This window comes from Staphylococcus caseorum, assembly GCF_049943195.1.
GTDB lineage: Bacteria > Bacillota > Bacilli > Staphylococcales > Staphylococcaceae > Staphylococcus > Staphylococcus equorum_A.
Genome location: NZ_JBNFUA010000001.1, coordinates 2,372,599 through 2,392,761, shown reverse-complemented (window position 1 = coordinate 2,392,761; position 20,163 = coordinate 2,372,599). Strand labels below are relative to the sequence as shown.

General features: G+C 33.3%; 16 protein-coding genes and 1 pseudogene. 8 read left to right on the top strand and 9 right to left on the bottom strand.

The genetic code is table 11. The features are described from left to right. Nucleotides 1–47: 47 nt before the first annotated feature. Nucleotides 48–857 carry a DUF2238 domain-containing protein gene (locus tag ACP3TL_RS12090; protein ID WP_069817237.1) on the bottom strand — a complete coding sequence of 270 codons (810 nt, stop codon included), beginning with the start codon at nt 855–857 and terminating at the stop codon, nt 48–50. Nucleotides 858–1,372: 515 nt separating this feature from the next. Here ACP3TL_RS12090 and ACP3TL_RS12085 point away from each other — a divergent pair. Next, on the top strand, nt 1,373–3,229 hold the full coding sequence (locus ACP3TL_RS12085) for a glycosyltransferase family 2 protein (protein ID WP_081325277.1): 1,857 nt from the start codon (nt 1,373–1,375) through the stop codon (nt 3,227–3,229). A 93-nt stretch (nt 3,230–3,322) separates the two neighbouring features. Here the strand turns inward: ACP3TL_RS12085 and proC are convergent, their stop codons facing one another. Further along, on the bottom strand, nt 3,323–4,096 hold the full coding sequence (gene proC, locus ACP3TL_RS12080; RefSeq protein WP_069832390.1) for a pyrroline-5-carboxylate reductase: 774 nt from the start codon (nt 4,094–4,096) through the stop codon (nt 3,323–3,325). A 30-nt stretch (nt 4,097–4,126) separates the two neighbouring features. Further along, nucleotides 4,127–5,014 (bottom strand): DMT family transporter, encoded by an 888-nt coding sequence (locus ACP3TL_RS12075; RefSeq protein ID WP_277575708.1) that lies wholly within the window; start codon nt 5,012–5,014, stop codon nt 4,127–4,129. Between the two features lie 140 nt (nt 5,015–5,154). Between ACP3TL_RS12075 and ACP3TL_RS12070 the strand changes: the two genes are divergently transcribed. Next, nucleotides 5,155–5,973, top strand: coding sequence for a LysR family transcriptional regulator (locus ACP3TL_RS12070; RefSeq protein WP_069832389.1), 819 nt, complete (start codon nt 5,155–5,157; stop codon nt 5,971–5,973). Between the two features lie 175 nt (nt 5,974–6,148). Beyond that, a pseudogene (locus ACP3TL_RS12065) lies at nt 6,149–6,299 on the top strand (IS5/IS1182 family transposase); the annotation flags it as partial. 113 nt (nt 6,300–6,412) lie between these two features. Here the strand turns inward: ACP3TL_RS12065 and ACP3TL_RS12060 are convergent. The 3 genes from ACP3TL_RS12060 to ACP3TL_RS12050 all read right to left on the bottom strand — a co-directional run bounded on the left by ACP3TL_RS12060 (nt 6,413) and on the right by ACP3TL_RS12050 (nt 9,512). Beyond that, nucleotides 6,413–6,916, bottom strand: a complete 504-nt coding sequence (locus ACP3TL_RS12060; protein WP_069832388.1) for a DUF805 domain-containing protein — start codon at nt 6,914–6,916, stop codon at nt 6,413–6,415. 325 nt (nt 6,917–7,241) lie between these two features. Next, a complete protein-coding gene (locus ACP3TL_RS12055; RefSeq protein WP_069817244.1) occupies nt 7,242–8,243 on the bottom strand; it encodes an LLM class flavin-dependent oxidoreductase in 1,002 nt (333 codons plus the stop codon). A gap of 333 nt (nt 8,244–8,576) precedes the next feature. Next, the gene (locus ACP3TL_RS12050; RefSeq protein ID WP_069832387.1) at nt 8,577–9,512 is read right to left on the bottom strand and encodes a DsbA family protein; all 936 of its coding nucleotides are present in this window, start codon (nt 9,510–9,512) and stop codon (nt 8,577–8,579) included. Nucleotides 9,513–9,653: 141 nt separating this feature from the next. On the opposite strand from ACP3TL_RS12050, the gene ACP3TL_RS12045 reads away from it, so the two are divergent. From ACP3TL_RS12045 to ACP3TL_RS12035, 3 genes are all read left to right on the top strand, one after another. Beyond that, on the top strand, nt 9,654–10,220 hold the full coding sequence (locus ACP3TL_RS12045) for a TetR/AcrR family transcriptional regulator (RefSeq protein WP_002506296.1): 567 nt from the start codon (nt 9,654–9,656) through the stop codon (nt 10,218–10,220). A 19-nt stretch (nt 10,221–10,239) separates the two neighbouring features. Beyond that, nucleotides 10,240–10,596 carry a DoxX family protein gene (locus ACP3TL_RS12040; RefSeq protein WP_069832386.1) on the top strand — a complete coding sequence of 119 codons (357 nt, stop codon included), beginning with the start codon at nt 10,240–10,242 and terminating at the stop codon, nt 10,594–10,596. Nucleotides 10,597–10,827: 231 nt separating this feature from the next. Continuing rightward, on the top strand, nt 10,828–11,019 hold the full coding sequence (locus ACP3TL_RS12035) for a hypothetical protein (protein ID WP_069832385.1): 192 nt from the start codon (nt 10,828–10,830) through the stop codon (nt 11,017–11,019). A gap of 148 nt (nt 11,020–11,167) precedes the next feature. Here ACP3TL_RS12035 and ACP3TL_RS12030 read toward each other — a convergent pair whose 3' ends face one another. After that, the gene (locus ACP3TL_RS12030; protein WP_069832384.1) at nt 11,168–12,877 is read right to left on the bottom strand and encodes an ABC-ATPase domain-containing protein; all 1,710 of its coding nucleotides are present in this window, start codon (nt 12,875–12,877) and stop codon (nt 11,168–11,170) included. Between the two features lie 380 nt (nt 12,878–13,257). Here ACP3TL_RS12030 and ACP3TL_RS12025 point away from each other — a divergent pair, with 380 nt between their 5' ends. Continuing rightward, the gene (locus ACP3TL_RS12025) at nt 13,258–16,521 is read left to right on the top strand and encodes a choice-of-anchor I family protein (protein WP_069832383.1); all 3,264 of its coding nucleotides are present in this window, start codon (nt 13,258–13,260) and stop codon (nt 16,519–16,521) included. A 74-nt stretch (nt 16,522–16,595) separates the two neighbouring features. Here ACP3TL_RS12025 and ACP3TL_RS12020 read toward each other — a convergent pair whose 3' ends face one another. Next, the gene (locus ACP3TL_RS12020; protein ID WP_069832382.1) at nt 16,596–17,798 is read right to left on the bottom strand and encodes a GTP-binding protein; all 1,203 of its coding nucleotides are present in this window, start codon (nt 17,796–17,798) and stop codon (nt 16,596–16,598) included. Between the two features lie 181 nt (nt 17,799–17,979). Between ACP3TL_RS12020 and ACP3TL_RS12015 the strand changes: the two genes are divergently transcribed. Then, nucleotides 17,980–18,831, top strand: coding sequence for a hypothetical protein (locus ACP3TL_RS12015; protein WP_069832381.1), 852 nt, complete (start codon nt 17,980–17,982; stop codon nt 18,829–18,831). A gap of 138 nt (nt 18,832–18,969) precedes the next feature. Here the strand turns inward: ACP3TL_RS12015 and ACP3TL_RS12010 are convergent, their stop codons facing one another. Then, a complete protein-coding gene (locus tag ACP3TL_RS12010; protein ID WP_069832380.1) occupies nt 18,970–20,151 on the bottom strand; it encodes an NAD(P)-dependent malic enzyme in 1,182 nt (393 codons plus the stop codon). Nucleotides 20,152–20,163 lie beyond the last annotated feature (12 nt).

Sequence of the window (20,163 nt, the reverse complement as noted above, 5' to 3'; positions counted from 1 at the left end):
TTTACAATTTTTAACTCTCTCTTTCTTATATTTTCATAAGTGCGCAATTACCTATCTTCTCTTTTAAGTATAAAATTCTTCACAAATTTATATTTTTTCTGATCGTATTTCGCGTATGAGTAACTTAGCACACTAAATGCAGCGGCGCCTAGTAAATTCACAAATAAATCTTTCATTGTGTCATGTATACCAACATCAAGATATCCATCATTAACAACATTTTCAACACGATTGCCCGACGCATCTCTACTCTCTATAACGGTTTTCTCAATATTATCAATGTGGTGTACAGTATTGTGCTCATTAGCCATCGTTGCACTATTCACTTTTTGAACAACATGGTCTTTTTGCATATCCATACCCATACTCTGGTCAACAGTATATTCAAAAAACTCCCACATCACACCGATCGTCATAGAAAAACAAAATGTAACGATTGCAAGAAACAATGGATTTAAATTGATTCCTTTCACATTTTTATTAAGTAAAAATACTAGTGAAAATCCAATACCTGCAGCTAAAAATCCATTAATCGAATGGAGCATTGTGTCCCATAACCTGAAATAACTATAAAAATCTCCAAGTTCACCTAAAATTGTGGAACTAAAAATAAACAGTATAATAATAAATTCAAGCAAGTTAGGAATTTCAATTTTTAATAAACGTTCAGTAAGTTGTGGAATGGTAAATAGCACAAGCGTCAAGACAAGAGTGAAAATGACATCCCATCTATGGATAAATATCATTTCATTCATAAGATTTAAAATAACAATTAAGCGTAAAATAACATATATAGTGATTACTTTTTTATTTGCCGTTTTCGTGCTACTCGTAAATATCTTTTTAAAACGATTCATAGACAACATTCTCCAATACTCATAGCGTATAACTTACAACCAATGAAATGATATATAAGGAGGATTTTTCATCACTGTTTTCTCCAATTATATAAATCCTTTTTATCTTCATATCCATAGCTTTGACATCATAATACTTATGTTATTTCTTAGCAAGATTATGTGTCTTTAAAATATTTAACACAGTAGCTGTTAATAAAGTTATCGAGTTTCTTAAACTATAACATTACAAGGGACATAGAAACGAATACGCAAACCTGTTAAATGAATATAGTAACATTCTAAGCGAATTATTTTTAGCGTCATGTTTGATGCATTTCTACATATAAGATACTAAAACTTGAACTATAATCAATAAGAGTATAGTATTCCATTTATGAATTTTCAAAAAAGTACTTAATTTCCTTTTATTAATATTTGAATGTATATTACATGAAAATAATATATAATAGCGATAAATACTTTTAATCACAAGCAATATGGAGGCGATTATAATTCAGAAATTAATTTCAATAGTGGTAACAGTATATAACAAAGAATCTTTTTTAGAAAATTGTATTCAATCCTTAATTAATCTAAATATTGATAAGTCACAAATTGAAGCTATTTTTGTAGATGATGTTTCTACAGATGCTTCGTACGCAATATTAAATCGTTACGCTGAACAATATGAATTTATTCGAGCTATTCAATTAGATGAAAATTCAGGCGGCCCTGCAATCCCACGTAACGTTGGTATGCAAGAAGCCAATGGAGAATATATAACTATACTAGACGCTGACGATTGGTTAGAAGCAGAAGGTTTTCCTAAATTAATTCGTCAGATGCAAACACACCATTCAGATATTGGGTTTGGTCAATGTTACAAACATATGAATAATGAAATAAGAAAAGTAGCTAACTTCGCTTCTTATAAAGAAGATAATGGACTCGTTCCTCATGAAATTTATAATATCTTCAGAGCTGTTGGCCCTTGGGGTAAAGTATTCAAGCGGTCAACTGTTATTGATAATAAGATGAAGTTCAAAAATTTAAAATATGGCGAAGATAAACTATTTTATTCTGAATTAATTAGTAAATCTCAAAGCGCCTCTATGACGCCAGAACCTGTCTATCATGTAAATCGTTATGCTGATAATATTTCATTAATAAAAGCCACTGACATGATTGAAAAATCTCATTTTAATTTAGATGTACTTAAAGAAATAATTCAAATGGAACTACCTGAATATGCTAAGGAGCAAATCTTATGTCGTATTATAGAAATGGATTTTATGTCTCGTTTCTTAGTTACAAAAACATTCTTAAATTCAAATGACAAAGCTTTCTTTTATCAACAATTCAATAAAGTTGAGTCTGTTATCACAGATGCAGGCTACGATATGGAAAAATTATTAATAAATGATAAGTATAAAAATGTTTATAACACATACCATCATAATAAAGAAAACTTTGTAGATTATATTGAATATATGCTTTTTGAAGAAAATACTCACAAATATATTAAAGATCACATGGTTTATTTTAAATATCCTGAAAAATTCAGTAACTTGCTTGAACTTAAGACAAAATGTACTGCCGTATACAATGGTACAAAATTAATTAACAATACATTTTATGATGTCATTGAAGTGTTTAAACAACCTAGTGTATCCATTGATGCAGTAAAATTAGTCAAAATTCAAGATGACCGTTTTAGTAAACAAGTGGATTTCATATTAGAAAATGACTCTATTTATATTAAAACAGACGATTTGAAATTTGAAGCTATTGATTTTAATATTTTAATTCAATATAACGGCTTTGACCAAGTATTAGTTCGTGCAACTTATCCAAATGTTAATGGCCATAGTATATTAAAACGTCAGAATCTTGATATTGAATTTATTTCAGATAAAAAAGACCATGTTTCATCAAATACAAATCATTACCTAATGAATGCGCCTGACCATATTGTTGCGAAACAGGAAATTAACAGATATAAAAATATTGATTTCAATGATCCAATTGACTCAATTGCTAAAGGTCAACTTATTAAAATTAAAGCAACTGGAAAAAGCACTAATCAACTGCCTATATTAATCACAAATGATGATTTCTACATCACAGCTGATAAAGCGTTGGTAACACCAATTAATCTTAATAAGATTGAAGGTTATGTATCTCATATTCCAAAATCAGTAGAAGTTATAAAAAAATGCAAACTATACGAAAGTATTGCTTTTAACAACGAGCCAATTAAAAATTTAAAAGTTGGAGCCACATTAGATATTGTTGATCTTGCATTCACTGACAAACTTACACCGAGATTAAAAACTGCTGATGGCTATTATTTAACAGCAAATGAAAAATTTGTTAATGCTTTAAATTAATTATATTTAAGATGACAAAACGCAATCTCACTATTATTAAGTGGATTGCGTTTATTTTTAGAAGATAGCGAAAGTTTCAGGTAAGATGTTTTCTTAATTTTTACGATTAACAGCATTTATTGCATCAACAAGTGTATATCTAAAAGCGTGTTTTTCCAGTGTAGCGATTGCTTTAATTGTACTCCCTCCAGGAGAAGTTACATCCTCTTTCAATTCAGCTGGATGTTTTTCAGACGCTTGGGCTAATTTTGCAGCACCAATTATCATTTCAGTTATGACTTTATAAGACAACGCCCTATTCATACCATTTAATACAGCCCCATCTGATAAGCCATCAATGAAAACATCGACAATAGCCGGTCCACATCCTGAAAGTGTGCTAAATATATCTAATTCACTTTCGTTCACCTTAACCATATTACCTAAAGGTTTAAAGACAAAATTAATCGTTTCTTCATCAACATATTGATTATGCGCATAACCTAAAATACCTTGATTTATTTCGACAACAGTATTAGGTAATAAACTAACAATAGGTTGTGCTTGCGGTAAAATACCTTCCATGCCTTCGATAGAAAGCGATGGTACGACAGAAACGATAACCGTATTTTCACTCATTACATCACTCAATTTTTCCAAAATTCCTCTAGCGTCACTCTCGTTAACCATTAAAATAATCATGTCACTTTGCTCTAAGTCATTATATGTGTCGATTACATTAGCATTGACACGCTCTGCAAGTACTTTAGCTTTATTGCTTTTACCAGATTTGATATAAATATTATTCATATTTAAGTGATTTGATTTATAAAACCCTTTTACCATCGCTGAGCCCATACTGCCTGCACCAATAATTCCTATTTTCATATTTAAACGCCCCTTTTAAATGCTTAGTATTTAAAACCCTTGTTTTCGTCGTATTTTTAATTTATTAAATGAAAATTCACTCAAGAACGTTGAAGCAATCAGTATTATTCCTCCAATTATTTGTAACATCGTAAATTGTTCACGTAAAATAAGGCCCGATATAAAAATTGCAACTAATGGATCGATATAGCTTAATAATGCAATATTTTGACCGTTTAATTTTTCCATACCAGAAAAGAATAACCAAAAACCAATACCAGTATTAACAACGCCTAAAATAAGAATGAACGGTATCGCAGAAATTTGTGTATGAATTTCAAATCCACCACCAACGCCAAAGACGAAAGGAAGCAAAATCAAAGCTGTTATGCCTAATTGAAAAATAGTTAAATCCATACGGCTACCCTGTTTAATAAACTTATTAGTAAGCATTAAACAGGCGTAACAACTCCCCGCAAGCATACTAATTAGAATTCCTAACACATCATTTGATCCAGGCTGTAGAAAACCATTACTTAAAATAAATATCAAGCCTATAAGTGAAGCGATAATACATAACACACTTTTTTTACTCAATGCTTCTTTTAAAATGAATGGAGATAGCAGTAATACAATAATCGGACCAAAATAATAGCCTAAAGTTGCATTTGCAATACTCGTATATTGATATGATTGAAATAAAAATACCCAGTTACCTGCTAATGCAAAACTAGAAATAATGATGAGCCATTTATAATGCTTCAAAAAAGTAAAATTTAGTCTTTGCTTACGCATAATGTAAAACAATAATAAAAAACTACAACCAATAAAACTGCTAAGCATCGCTATTTCTATGGAAGTTAAATTTATTTGTTTAATGATAAGGCCTATCGTTCCAAAGATGACCATTGATGCTATGAACTGGATTAATGCTTTCATCGTTGCATCCTTTTCAATACGTTTAATTTCTTAGACAAATTATCACTCCTTCATTAACTAAATGTTAGCAAGGTATTGTGCTTTATGGAATAAGCGCTTAGTATAATGAGTATAAACTAGGAGTTAAAAGAGGCGATTGTATGGAAATAGATTATATAGAAGATTTGTTTTCTGTAGTTGAAGCTAAAAGTTATAACAAAGCTGCACTTGAAAGAAATATAAGTACACCCGGCATTAAGAAAAGAATTGCTCAAATAGAACAATATTTTGGTTATAAAATATTCGATGCAACCCCTAGAGGCGTCAGTTTAACGAATGAAGGTTTAAAGCTATATGAAGGACTTAAATCAGTAAAACAGCAAATTGATTATTTAAAAAATCATGATACTGAAGTTTTAAAAGTAGGTATTATTTCAAATTTTCCATTAGACAAATTGCATAAAATGAACAATCAAAATGAACGCATCAGATTGTTTCCCGCCAACAGCACCGAGGAATTAGTAAATAAGCTTCAACAACATAAATTAGACTTGGTCATAGGAGAACAAATTGAGTTACAAGAAGGTGTTTATTATGAATATTGGTTTGAAGAGCCCTATGAAATTGTATTCTCTAAGCAGCACGCATTAAATGAAATAACTCATATTGATGAAGAAGTCTTAGCTCAACAACATTACTATTTATTAGAACCACCAGGTGATACATTTGATTTTAAAAATAATAATATTAATCCACAAAAAATGGATTTATCCTACGTCAAAGATAGAGAATCCATTTTAAATTTTATAGCTACAAGTGAAAGTGTAGCCATCTGTCCGCAGTCATATATGGAAAAGGTGAACAGTGATATGTATACGCACATTAAACTTCCAAATGCCTTGCGAACGATAGGTATTTACGCAAGAAAGGAAAAGCACATAAATAATTTTCACAGTATCTTAAAAGAACACACAAAATAAGACTGTAGACAAAGTCTCCGACTTTGTTGGCATTTTTTTATGCACGCTTTCCGCGGGCACTGCCTTAGCCTGTAGTCTTCGGCTAGTGCTATTCCCGCAGGAGTCGGCATAAATCACTGCTCATATTACACAAAAAATATTATAATATATAAATTAAACAGTGGTGGTCTTTATTATGTTGAATAAATCAATTGATAGAAGAGATCAATATGAAATGATTTCTATCTCTGAATTAGTTCCTAATAATCATTTATTACGTAAGGTCGATTCGATATTAGATTTAAATTTTGTATATGAACTTGCGGAGGAGATATTGTCTTGATAATATTTTGACATAAAAGAAACCCCTAAAAGTTAGATTTTTAAGTCCAACTTTTGGGGTTCACATCAGTGAAGGGTTTGTCTACATTCTGAGACTGTAGGTAAAGCATTTATTTAACTAATGAGTATGAGCTTGAGGGTCAATTTCACAACTTCCCCCTGAACCATAATTATTAAGTTCTCTATTACCAGTGATAACTAATACATATAAAGTATATAGTGCTATTACTCCAGCAACAACTGCACCAAATGCACCAGCTAATAATGTAGCACCAATCATACCACCACTACCTGAGCTTGCTACTGCTAAAACACCTACAATAAATACAATAGTTGCCACCATCGCTATGAAACCACTGATATGCGAAACGATTGCAAGAACCATCGTACGATTTGTATCATGTAAACGTCTGGCCATAACGGTAAATGAAGGAATAATAATTGCAATTGCGAATACACTGCTTAGTAAACCTGCTGATACTATTCCTAAAAGCGAAGATATTACGAAGTTAATCCAAAAAGGATGCCAAAAGTTAGGACGAGTAGATCTGCCATTAATGTCCAAAAAACGCGTCCAAAATTCTTTATAACTTTGAATAACTTGATTTTGTGAATTGTTCATATAATTTCTCCTTTAGTTTAATAGTAATAGTATACGAAACTAAAGATGCATATAGCAAATAGCTTTTAAAAAAGATGTATTAAATCCTTAATTTCAATTTCAAAATAAGTTTTATTCACTTTTTATTTATATGTAAAATACAGAATATTTCTGCTATTGATCAAATAGCTATTTCGATGTCATATTTCAAAATAAAATTTTATAAAATCAAAAAAGAACTGTACATCATAAATGACATACAGTTCCTATTATCTTAAATCTAATCAGACGATTTTTGTTTTTCACTTTGACCAACCATGAAAAATCTTCCTTGAAGATCAATCATTTAGAACCACAGGTCTGCGAGCAGTTCCATCGATTGTTTTCTTTTTTCTGGATCATACGTATAAGTCACAGTGATAAGTTCATCTGCCCCGGTCTCTTCCGTGAATGCTTCTAATTTATTACGGACTGTTTCAGGTGAACCAACCGCTTTAATACTGAACATTGATTCCATCATTTTTCTTTGTTCTTCTGAACCTAATTCTTCAGGATCAACAGGTGGCTGTAGCTTACGGCGCTGACCAGTATGCATGTCTCTCATCATTTGAATCGTCGTTGTCCAAATTTTTTCTGCTTCTTCGTCAGTTGGTGCCACAATGACATTAATTCCCGCCATGACATACGGCTCATCAATCTGTGAAGTTGGCGCATCTGTCTTGAACGTAGAACGATACATGTCAATTTTTTGTTTATAGTCATCAGGTGCAAAATGTGTCGCAATAGAATACGGCAGTCCAAGCTGTCCAGCAATAGATGCACCATTTATACTTGAGCCCAATACCCAAATTGGTATATGCGTACCTGTACCTACTGTCGAAGTCACAGGAACACTGTTACCGAGACCTTCATCACTGAACCAGCCCATGAGGTCAAAAATAGAATTTGCAAAAGTCTGTGCATCACTATCAGAACGTGTAATGAGTTGAGATGTCTTTTGATCAGTGCCAGGCGCTCTTCCAAGTCCAAGGTCAATTCTACCTGGATAAAGTTGGGCAGTCGTGCCGAAATTTTCAGCTAACTGCAATGGTGAATGGTTTGGCAACATAATACCGCCCGAGCCTACACGAATATTTTCTGTTCGTGCTGCTGCCATCGCAATCAGTTGTGATGTAGCACTGGATGCAAGATTTTTTGTATTATGATGCTCAGCAAACCAAAGTCTTTTGAACCCAAGATGATCTACAAGCTCTGCATTATCCATAGATGCTTCAAGTGCTTCTTTGACTGTCTGATTTTCCGAAATGCCTACAAGTTCGAGGACACTTAATGGTATATGTTTTGTCATTTAATTAGTACTCCTTTATAAACCTTATTGAATATGGATGGTTTTATAATTTGATATAACGCCTACACTTTTATACTTAAAACGTATATGGGCATCACACAATTAAAAAAATCCTCTGCTTATTCCATCATAAAACACCAGGCGATATAAAGATAATTTACTGTTTATGGCGTGTGAATATTCAATGCAACGATGTAAATAGCATTCTTTATTATTAAAATTAAAGGGGTTCTGTTATTTAATTATTTCTCGGGAAATAAAAAAGATGAGAACACTACTTTTCACAGTGTTTTCATCTTTTTAAATTTTATAATTCACTAATAAAATCTCAGTTTATTTTACTTCGTAATAGCTTTCTCCAAGTATGTTCGAGATAGTGTATTTCGATTTGTCCAAGTCTTTCTCTATGAAATTTGGAACATCCTTTTCTTCGATATCGTACATTACTTCAATTTCTTTGGAAAATAAACTTGATTGTTCATTTAAATATAATGATAATTTTGGCAATCGATTTGGCTCTATAGTTATAGAAGTATCTAATTTTTCTAATGCATCTATATATGTTTCTAATGAGCGAGCCCCTACAATTTTTGTTCCTTGGTTATCTTTATTAACGATTACTATTGTTGGGAATCCACGTACGCCCAATTGACTCACTAAATTAAAATCTTCCGCAAGTAGATTTTGTCCTATGTCGCTGTCTGCGATGTTTAAAATTGAGTCAACATCTATGGTATTGTCACCTTTATATAAATCTTCAACAATATGCTTAAGCACTGCTTTATCTGAAATATTTTTATTAAAAACAAAAACAGCTTCTCTAACTAATCTCGTAAATTTAATTGCAGCTGTAGGTGAATCTACATGTTGAATTGCTTTATAGAGTCTAGATGCAGGAAATGAAGATTGAACAGGATCTATTTCCATTATTGTGCCATCAATAGGCATGCGTGAATAATTCCCTACTTCTTGCCAGTGTGGGGTAACATCTGCAGGCTTGTAGATACCATTCGCTGGATCTATCGGGCCGTCTCCCCATGCTTCTAATAATCCCCCCATAACCATTTGGAAATTAAATAAATGACCATATTGTACAAGTAATTTATTTAGAGTTGGTTCAAATGCCCAGCAGTGTGAACACATAGGATCTGTTACATAATACAAAGTTAAATTCGGTGCGCTCACATCAAAATTTATCGTTTCAATTTCATTTTCCTCACTTGGTTTACATATACCAGAATACATATCACATACCATGTTTTTTTCCATTGAGATAACCTCCAAAGTTTAAATATAACTAATATAGCTTTATAATAAGTATTCATAGCGATAATAAGTACCAACAAAGATATATTAATGTTGGATATTCAACACTAATGACAAAGTGTTGGGAGAAAATGAGGGAGTCGAATGCTAAAATCAAAATCAGACTTACGAGTTATTAAAACCAGAAAGTCAATTATGCAAGCATTTATTAAGCTTTCAGATGAAAAAGATTTTAAAAATATAACTGTAAAAGATATTACGGAAGAAGCACTCATTAATAGAGCTACGTTCTATTATCACTTTAGTGATATTTACGATTTACTAGATAAAGTCCTTGCCGAAGAATTATTGATTAATTTGAACTACGCCAATTATGAACAACGTCAATTAGATGAGGCTACTATTTCTAATATTTTTAAAACAATCGCAGAGTTTCAATTATCGTTAAATAGAAGATGTCATAGGAGTTATCCTGAAACAATCGGCAACATTATACAAGAACACGTTGAAAGAGTACTTTATAAATTGTTGCTAGAGGTGAATTTCGAGGATGACGATACACGACACTTAGCTGCAACGATGCTAAGTGCAAGTATATATCGAGCTTCTGAAAAATGGTGTCAAAGTTATAGCGATATCCCTGCTGAAACATATATCAATCGTGTAATTCCGTTCATTCTTTCTGGATTAATATCTCGTGACAAAGAATAAATGAAACGAGGCGCTTTAGATGGAAATTATAATTATTATATTACAAATTATTTTAGGCATATTTTTCATAATGACAGGTTCTAAAATATTATCCGGAGCCATGAAAGCTGATTTTTCGCGACTTGGTTACCCGCCCATTTTCAATCAAATCACTGGCATATTTGAGTTGCTTGGTGGTTTAGCAATGCTTGTCGGCATTTTCTATGGCATGCTCGCTTTCTTAGCCAGCATATTACTCGGTGCGACAATGTTAGTAGGCGCGTTATCTCTCGTCTTTTTAGGAAACGATCCTATTAAGAAGGCAATGCCAGCAACCGTATTATTTATCTTAAATTTAATCATATTTATCTACTATGTATCATCAGGACTTCTATAATAAATATTGAAAGACAATAACCCCCTTAACGCGTTTATATACAAAACCTTAAGAGGGTTTTTCTTATTTTAATCAGTCTCCCTTATTCATAATAATTAGTATTTTATTAAGCAAATGTTATCCTCTCGTTGCCATTTCCCACTATTTAATTGCGTTAATTATAACCACAATACTAATTAGATTATAATGAGTACAATTATTATTCTATAATTATTTAAAAAGGAGGCTAATATGACTAACGGATCAGAAGTTTTAATATGGAAACAGAATAAAGTCGCTAAGAAACTTATCGAAGCGCATGCCACTTCGCCCGAACATGCTAGGACTTACGAAAGTTTAAATATTAAATACAATAGGACGTTTAAAAACTTATTAAAAAAAGAAGTGATTAAAAAACTGGTGATAAATACTACCTTGATATAGCAGCATGGGATAAATTCAGAAAATCATTTAAAAGACTATTTCTACTTTAAAAACATAGTTAAATTAAAAGGTTTGTTTCCTAAAAATATAAAAAACAAACCTTTTAAACTATATAATATAACTTTTGATTAAGCACTTTGTCGTCTTCTTATGTGCTTTTCACTTTTAATCCACGGTAACGATTAAGCGTTGCACAGAATTCCTGCTTTCTCGGTAAAGCTAAATTTCCTGGATGTCCATGAAATGGTGAGAGTGCATCTAAGCCGTTTTGCTCTATAAAATCATAGAGCTTGTCAGCCGCTTGAGCTAAAGTGTCTTGCTCATTTAATAGATGGTTCTGGTAATAATCAATCATGTCCGCTAAACACTGTGTTTGGCTGTTATCTACCAACTGTTCCAAACCTGATATATCAATAAGTTCCTTACCATATAAAATGGAATACCGTCCTTTGACTTTAAAACGATTTTCTTTTCCTTTTTTAGAAAAACTAGATTTTAACGGAATTCGCGTAGGAATGTCACCGAATTTTTTATCTATGTTCATGCTTTTAATACTATCGTTTGACGCCGCAATGGATTTAGCTTGTGCTGTTACATCGTTCAATACATACTCATCCATCATCAACACTTGATCTGCCGCCTCAAAATAATCCCCCGAGCCACCCACAATTAAAATTGTAGAAACATCATAATCTTTATAAAGTGATGTTACCTTACTCGCAAATGGTGTGATAGGTTCTTTCTCAGGCGCAATCAGCTGTTGCATACGACTATCTCGAATCATGAAGTTTGTTGCAGAAGTGTCCTCGTCAATCAGCAATAACGATGTATTTGCTTCTAATGCTTCCATCACATTCGTTGCTTGTGACGTACTACCGCTCGCATTTTCAGTCGAGAATTGTTGTGTATCCTTATTTCCCGGTAAATTATTTATAAAAGGACTGATGTTCACCTTTTCTATATTTCGTCCATCTTCTGCACGTATTTTCATAGCATCATGACAAGTAATTACATATTCTCTACCGTCACTTGCAATATGGTTATAGACACCACGTTCTAATGCTTCAAGTATCGTTGACTTACCATGAAAACCGCCGCCTACGATTAAAGTAATCCCTTTCGGAACGCCCATGCCAGTGATGTTTTTTCCACTCGGTAAAGACAATTCGACTTCTACATTTTTCGGACTATTAAACGCTACAGCACCCGATAATTGTTTATCAGAAACCCCACTTTTACGTGGCAATATAGAACCATTTGCCACAAATGATACAAGCTGTCTTCGGTCGAGTTCTTCACGAATAAACGCTTGGTCCAACATTAATGTAACTTGTGTCTTTAATGCAGCTTGATCAATATTTTTATAAAGTAATGCGTGCTCTACAATTTCTGGTAACGTGTCAGTTAATATATTTGCTGCAACTTTTCCTAAAATTTTTCTACCTGTGGCTGGCAAACTAATTTCAAGTCTCACTTCAATGTCCTGTTTATTGATCACAACAGCAGTTCGCTCTAAAATCTCTTGACCACAACGATCAATAAAAATATTGCTAGCACTTTTTGCGTGTTTATCGCTATGTTTCAACGATTCTATGTTTTCTTTAAACGCTCGAGTCAGAAAGTCAGATACTGCAATAATTTTATTTTTTGAATCTAGCATATCGTCCGGAATATTTGCTGTTTCACGATTCATGATAACCCTCATTTTTGAAGGTGGCGCATACGGGTCCACTTGCGCATGATCAATCGCAAAACGGAACTGCTTAAATTGATACACTCCCTTTAGGCGCTTATATGCACCATACTTCTGTCCATCTAATGATCTTAATAACTGCGCGAATTCTGTAGCTTGTTTCAATAGCGTACCTCCTCAAGTGATTCTTCTTGTTTCATTTTTTATTATAATACTTTAGACGCTCTTTCTAATATTTACCCAGTATAAAACATTAGATTAACTGTGTACAATATTTATTTTTTGTAGTAACACTATCTCTGACAATAAAACCCGCAAAGCAGCGTAGCAACATCAAAATATATGTATGATTACTCTATTCCCAAATATGATTGAATTAAATATATTTCTAAATTGCGTGATTTATATAGGTAGCGCTATGTATTAATAGTTTTATTTATTTTATGGCAAAGCATATTTACTAATTCTTTATTTTTTAAAAATAATACACAAACATACTAGTGAGATAATTAATAAGTACGTATTTATCTATCTAGGGGGATTTTATGTTTAACAATATGAAAAGAAACACAATTTATTCTATTAGAAAAAGTATGATGGGAACTGCTTCAGTTACAATTGGGACATGTCTATTACTTGGGATGAGTAATCAAGCTTCCGCCGCTGATCATAGTCAAATTAAAAATGATACTGAAACTACAACTGCTCAAGATCAAACTAGTAGTCAGAATCATACATTAGAATCATCATCTAAATCAACGTCTACAGATAATCATAATTCGAACAATAATCAAGCAACAAATATACATAATCATAATGAAGGCACTACAGAAGAAACTACCGACGAAAATGACATAAAGAAAGAAAATCAGTCACCAAGCACACAGAGTGCATTAAATGATGCTTCAGACACACAAAAACCTGAACAACCGACTGAAAGTGATGCTAATGAAGAACAAACTATTGATAACAACACTAAAGATTCAAGGGAATCATTAACAAGAAAGGATTCAAATAAAGAAAAAATTACAGAACAGAATACACAAAAATCTCAACAACAAGAGCTTCTTAAAGAAGAAGATAAGCAAAATGATTCAAATGTGGAAAATTCAAAATCTGATCAACTACCAAACCCTTCATCTAGTGACGCTACACAAGAACAAGTTCAAAATGACGCTGAATCCAAGCAAACTATAGCGCAAACAAAGGATTCAAATACATCAACAGCTCATTCAAAGATGCCATTAAATGAATCAGATGCAACAACAGATAATTCGAACACTCCAAATGAATCAGACGAATCCACAAAAAATTCAAATGCTTCACCAGATAATGCAAACGCAACAGCACAGAAGCAACATGACTCAACAAACAAATCGCTCAACAAAACAGAGCATAATATAAACCCACCACATAAAATAGAAGACGCATCATCGGCATCGCAATCCGCTTCAGAACCATTGAACAATAATTATATTCATAGTGATGCTATTTCATCTAACAGCACATCTACTAAAGACTTAGAAAATTTAACCAATGCAGAACGCACAACACTTTTAAAAGCGATTCAACACAATACCCAAAAACAAGACAAACAGCCAAAAGCAGTCTTACAAATGGCATCTGCTCAAAATCCAACAATTAGAAATACACGTAACGCTTCTAAAGATTCAACATCACTCAACATTAATCACACAGGCCGTTATGATAGCGGTGCTGGCTTTGATAAAGGTGGTACAGAAATTGTAAAATATAACCCTAAAAATGGTTACGCCTATTCAATAAATGGAGATAAAGAAGCATTAGATATTTTAGATATTAAAAACACTAAAAACGAAGAAATTCAGCTCGTAAATCGAATTTATCTACAAGATGCTGGTATTGAAGCAGGCGACCTAACTAGTGTAGCTGTTCATCCTGATGGTAACTATATTGCCCTTTCTGCACCTGCCAAAGATAAAACAAAACCCGGTCACGTGGTCTTCTATAGTGATACAGGAAAATACTTAAATGATTTGACGGTAGGTAGTCTACCCGACATGGTAACTTTCACAAAAGATGGTTCTCGTTTACTTGTAGCCAATGAAAGCGAACCTTCTGACGATTACAAAGTGAATCCAGAAGGTTCTGTGTCAATTATCGACACATCAGGTGCACCAACCGAATTAAACAACTCACACGTTCGCACTACTTCACTAACACAAGATTATATGAATGAATCTATTCGTGAATTAGGTCCTAATAAATCTCAAGCTTATCTAAATTTAGAGCCAGAGTATATCGTGACCGATGAAAGTGGAAAATATGCCTATGTGACGATTCAAGAATCAAATGCTATTGCTAAGCTAGATATTGAAAAAGGTGAATTCGTACAAGTCCAAGGATTACCCTATAAAGATCATTCCTTACCTGAAAATGCTATTGATCCTTCAGACAAAGATGGTAAAAAAGAATTACGACCTGTACCAGTACTCGGCATGTTACAACCAGATGGTATTGATTCATATGAATATAATGGAGAAACATATTTATTAATAGCCAATGAAGGTGATTCACAAGATTATGAGGGCTATTCAGAGGAAGTCCGTGTCAAAGATATTAAAGATGATATTGAATTAGACGCTAAATACTATGAAGGTTATACGCAAGAAGAATTAGATGCACTTGTGGCTAACGGGCTATTTGATGATGATCAATTAGGCAGATTAAAAGTGACAACTTCTCACAAATTCAGAGATGAAAATGGAAAATATAATGCACTCGTAACGTTCAGTGGTCGTTCATTTTCAATATTAAAAGGTTCTGACCTATCTATGGTTTACGACAGTGGCAATGATATTGAACAGCGTATCAAAGATATTTTACCAGAACGCTTTAATGCTAATTATGAAGATTTTAATGAACTAGAAGTAGATGGTAGAAGTGACGATAAAGGTCCTGAAGTCGAGTCTATAGAAGTTGGTACTGTCGGCAATCAAACATACGCATTCGTCGGCTTAGAACGTGTAGGAGGCATCATGATATATAATATTACGAATCCTACTGCTCCTGCATTCACGCAATACCTTTATGATGAACAAAATAAAGATATCTCACCTGAGGGTATTACTTTTGTCTCTGCAGAAGCCAGCCCGACAGGCAAAGCAATGTTAATCGTATCCTTTGAATTGTCAGGCACTACATCTACATTTGAGTTAAATCAGATTAGTGGAACTGAACAAGTACCACCTAACGATCAAGACAACACTGAAAATGAACATCCATCTGCAAACAGTGATTATGGTGAAGATAATGATACGATTGATTTAAATGACGAAAATCCTGAAATTGAACATCATTCAGAAGGTCCTCTTGTCGACCAAAATGCAGTTATTGAGAACCCTGACGCATTAATTTCAGAAAATCCATCAAATACTCAAAATGACTCGACTCAGTTAAATAACAACTCGACAGTTAAATCAGCTAGTCTTTCTACAGCACCTAGCGCTGCACAATATCATAATACGATGAAAAATCAAAAATCAGTTTCACAATCAGAACAGCCTATACATCAGCTAGCTACAGAAACACATAACCAAAGTTATCATCAATATAATACAAATATTAATAAAACAGGTACAACAAACACTAAAATTGATAAAGAAGACATTCATCTCGATAAGCAAAACACGACAAATGCGCATGGTCATTCAACTGAAACACAACAATTACCAAACACAGGTCAAAGCCAAAGCCAAGTACCACTATGGTCATCATTAGTTTTAGGCGTTTGTCTACTATTGCTTGGCAGAAAACAAAAAGAGAAATAAATAATATTCACCTATCGCAAAATAATTAAATACCAAAATAGGAAGCATTATAATCAAATGCTTCCTATTTTGATTTATTGTTGTTTACTTATCTCCCATTGATAAGGGTCTGGTAAATTTCTCCAATCTTGCTCTATTTCATGACGATTTAATAAACATGCATCGAGTTCACGTTCAATTTTTTCAGTATCTAAATCCGTTCCGATAATGACAAATTGTGTATTTCGGTCACCATATTCAATATCCCACGTTTCTGCAATATCTGTTCTTTCATGCAAAATCTGTCTTTGTTGTTCTGATGACATCGCAGCTACCCAATAGGTCACTGGACTAATGTTACAAGATGACCCAGCTTGTGATAATAAACAAGCAACTTCATTATATTGCGCGAGCCACACGATACCTTTGGAACGAACGATGTTATCCGACATATTTTCTAACCATGTATTAAAACGTTCCGCGTGAAACGGTAATCTTCTTGAATAAACAAAGGAACTTATACCGTATTCTTCAGTTTCTGGTGTATGTGTCGCATGGCCACCTTCAGTTAATTCTTTAATCCATCCTGCAGAATCACTCGCTTTTTCAAAATCAAAGCGCCCCGTATTTAAAATTTCGTTTAATTCTACTTCTGCATTCACTGTTTTAATTAATTTCGCTTCAGGTTGTAACTGTCTCAGTACATTTTCAAGTTTCTGTAATTCATCGTCAGTAACTAAATCTATTTTATTCAATGCTAGGACATCACAGAATTCGACCTGATCGATTAGTAAATCTGCAAGCGTGCGTTCATCCGTAACATCAGCACCTTGGTCTCGATCGACTAATAAATCTTCCGAGTTAATATCATTGGTGAATCGATTCGCGTCTACTACTGTCACCATTGTGTCTAATTGGCATATTGACGTTAAATCAATGTCGAGTTCGTCATCTATGTATGAAAATGTTTGGGCAACTGGTACAGGTTCTGAAATACCTGTTGATTCAATAACAATGTAATCTATATTTCCTTTGTGTACGAGCCGTTCTACTTCTTTTAATAAATCATCTCTCAATGTACAACAGATACAGCCATTCGATAATTCAACTAGTTTCTCATCAGTTCTGGATAAGCCGCCACCTTCTGCAACTAAATCTTTATCAATATTGACTTCACTCATATCATTTACAATAACTGCTATTTTACGTCCCTCTCGATTTTTTAAAATGTGATTGAGCAACGTAGTCTTCCCTGAACCTAAATAGCCACTTAAAACAGTTACCGGAATTTTACTCATTAGATTAACTCCCTTTTTATAAATCGTAATAATTACGTTTTATAATGTAACGTGAATTATAAGTAAAGTCAATATTATATTTTTAGACGTGTTAATCACTCTATCTTGGAAAAGATTTTCGACAACTTATTGGGTATAATAAATATTAAGCATACTTATTTATGATATAAGGGGGGTTTTTATGAAATTTAAATATATAGCTACTGGTATTATTGTAGCTTCTATTGGTCTATCGGCTTGTGATATCAACATTAATACAGGATCTGGTGGAGATTCTAATGACTCAAACAAACAAGATCAAAACAGTAGTAATAATAGCAACGATGAAAACGAAAACCAAAATGATAATTCATCATCTGACAGTAACAACAATGATGAAAATACAAATTCACCTGAACACTATGCCAAAGTATGGATTTCTGTACTTGAAGATAATGGCGGCAATGTAGATCCTTCAAGTACTGAAATCACGCATGCAGATGTTTCGGGTGAGGTCTTAAATCCATATAACAAGAGTGCTTCCGCGACATTCCCAAATGGCACGCAAGCATTATACGGTACACCAACTGCTGCGGGACAAGTTATTTATAAAGACAATCATGATGGTACAGTAGATGTTTATGATGTGCCTAGTCATTTCCAAGATAAACGTTGGGACGAAGATGATTATTCGCAAAATGAATCTACACGCATACTTAATAATCCTAAAACTGTAAAACTAAAAGATTTTTCTCAAAGTGAAATAGATAATTGGACACCTGTCATTTCTGAATCTAATGATTCTAATGATAGTAGCGAAAGTAGTGATGATAGTACTGGCGAAGTAACACGAGAAAATGTAATAGATAAGGTTGAGTCATACGAGGGTCAAAGTTTAGACACTTCTCAATATACGTACAAAGAGCCTGAACAAAGTAATAATGGGGATTGGGGCTTCTCCTTTACTGATAAAGATGATAACTTAGCTGGCTCCTACATTGTTGATCAAGACGGTAATGTAACGAAATATGATGAAGATGGAGAACCAGAATAAAAGTATAAAATTAAAAGCGCTGACAACGTTACATTTTGTTGTCAGCACTTTTACGATTTATTTAGCATCTTAGTTATTTGTTACAATCGTAGCATTATAAATCTGTTAACTGTTCCATTTATTGTTAAATTTTTCACTCTAAACTAATATTTTTCCTTCTTTTTTCGCAATATGCTTAACCGCTTCGGCGACTTGGTGAGCGACGTTTTTATCTAGCGCATTGGGAATGATTAAATCTGCTGCTAACTGATCTTCTCTTATTGAGCCAGCAATTGCTTTAGCCGCCGTTATTTTCATTTCTGTAGTAATATCACTTGATTGTGCATCTAACACGCCTCTAAATATTCCAGGAAACGCTAATAAATTATTGATTTGATTAGGATAGTCCGAACGTCCTGTGCCAATGATGGTAGCTCCAGCTTCTATTGCTTCTTCTGGATATATTTCTGGGGTAGGATTGGCTAATGCAAAAACAACTGGGTTATCATTCATTGACTGTACATGATCTTTTGTTAACGCTTTGGGACCTGATACACCAATAAATACATCTGCATTTTGAATGACATCATCCAATGTGCCTCTAGATTCTTCAGGATTTGTATATGTTGCAATGTCTTGTTGAGCGCCGTTCATCCACGTTTCTGATTTATTTAAGACACCTTCTAGACTGACCAGCGTAATATTATTATATCCTGCTTCTAATAATAACTTAGCAATCGCAATACCTGCAGAGCCTGCACCATTAATAATGATTTTTGTAGAATAGTTTTCTTTTCGAACAAATTTAAGTGCATTGATTAATGCTGCAAGCACAACTATTGCCGTTCCATGTTGATCATCATGAAATACTGGAATATCAAGTTCTTCAATTAATCTTTTCTCAATTTCAAAACAACGTGGTGCAGATATATCTTCTAGATTAATTCCAGAAAAATTAGGTTCTAACGCTTTTATAATAGATATAATTTCTTCAGTATCTTTTGTATTTAATGAAATTGGAAATGCATCTACATTTGCCAGTTTTTTAAATAAAATACTTTTCCCTTCCATAACTGGTATAGCCGCTTTGGGTCCAATATCACCTAGTCCAAGTACAGCCGTACCATCCGTAACTACAGCAATCATATTACCTCGCGCTGTTAATGAATTTACTTTTGATTCATCTTCTGTAATCGCCTTACATACTTCAGATACACCAGGCGTGTATACGACACTCAAATCCTGTTCATCCTTAACCTCTACTTTACTCGTAATTTCTATTTTTCCTGAACGTTCATGGTGTAAACTGATTGAATCTGTAGTTTCATTTCTTACTGACATATTTATTACCCC

Excerpts from the sequence above, each read along its gene's own strand:
- ACP3TL_RS12090 (WP_069817237.1), bottom strand. The coding sequence starts at position 857 with ATGAATCGTTTTAAAAAGATATTTACGAGTAGCACGAAAACGGCAAAT.
- proC (WP_069832390.1), bottom strand. The coding sequence starts at position 4,096 with ATGAAAATAGGAATTATTGGTGCAGGCAGTATGGGCTCAGCGATGGTA.
- ACP3TL_RS12075 (WP_277575708.1), bottom strand. The coding sequence starts at position 5,014 with ATGAAAGCATTAATCCAGTTCATAGCATCAATGGTCATCTTTGGAACG.
- ACP3TL_RS12070 (WP_069832389.1), top strand. The coding sequence starts at position 5,155 with ATGGAAATAGATTATATAGAAGATTTGTTTTCTGTAGTTGAAGCTAAA.
- ACP3TL_RS12060 (WP_069832388.1), bottom strand. The coding sequence starts at position 6,916 with ATGAACAATTCACAAAATCAAGTTATTCAAAGTTATAAAGAATTTTGG.
- ACP3TL_RS12055 (WP_069817244.1), bottom strand. The coding sequence starts at position 8,243 with ATGACAAAACATATACCATTAAGTGTCCTCGAACTTGTAGGCATTTCG.
- ACP3TL_RS12050 (WP_069832387.1), bottom strand. The coding sequence starts at position 9,512 with ATGGAAAAAAACATGGTATGTGATATGTATTCTGGTATATGTAAACCA.
- ACP3TL_RS12045 (WP_002506296.1), top strand. The coding sequence starts at position 9,654 with ATGCTAAAATCAAAATCAGACTTACGAGTTATTAAAACCAGAAAGTCA.
- ACP3TL_RS12040 (WP_069832386.1), top strand. The coding sequence starts at position 10,240 with ATGGAAATTATAATTATTATATTACAAATTATTTTAGGCATATTTTTC.
- ACP3TL_RS12035 (WP_069832385.1), top strand. The coding sequence starts at position 10,828 with ATGACTAACGGATCAGAAGTTTTAATATGGAAACAGAATAAAGTCGCT.
- ACP3TL_RS12025 (WP_069832383.1), top strand. The coding sequence starts at position 13,258 with ATGTTTAACAATATGAAAAGAAACACAATTTATTCTATTAGAAAAAGT.
- ACP3TL_RS12020 (WP_069832382.1), bottom strand. The coding sequence starts at position 17,798 with ATGAGTAAAATTCCGGTAACTGTTTTAAGTGGCTATTTAGGTTCAGGG.
- ACP3TL_RS12015 (WP_069832381.1), top strand. The coding sequence starts at position 17,980 with ATGAAATTTAAATATATAGCTACTGGTATTATTGTAGCTTCTATTGGT.
- ACP3TL_RS12010 (WP_069832380.1), bottom strand. The coding sequence starts at position 20,151 with ATGTCAGTAAGAAATGAAACTACAGATTCAATCAGTTTACACCATGAA.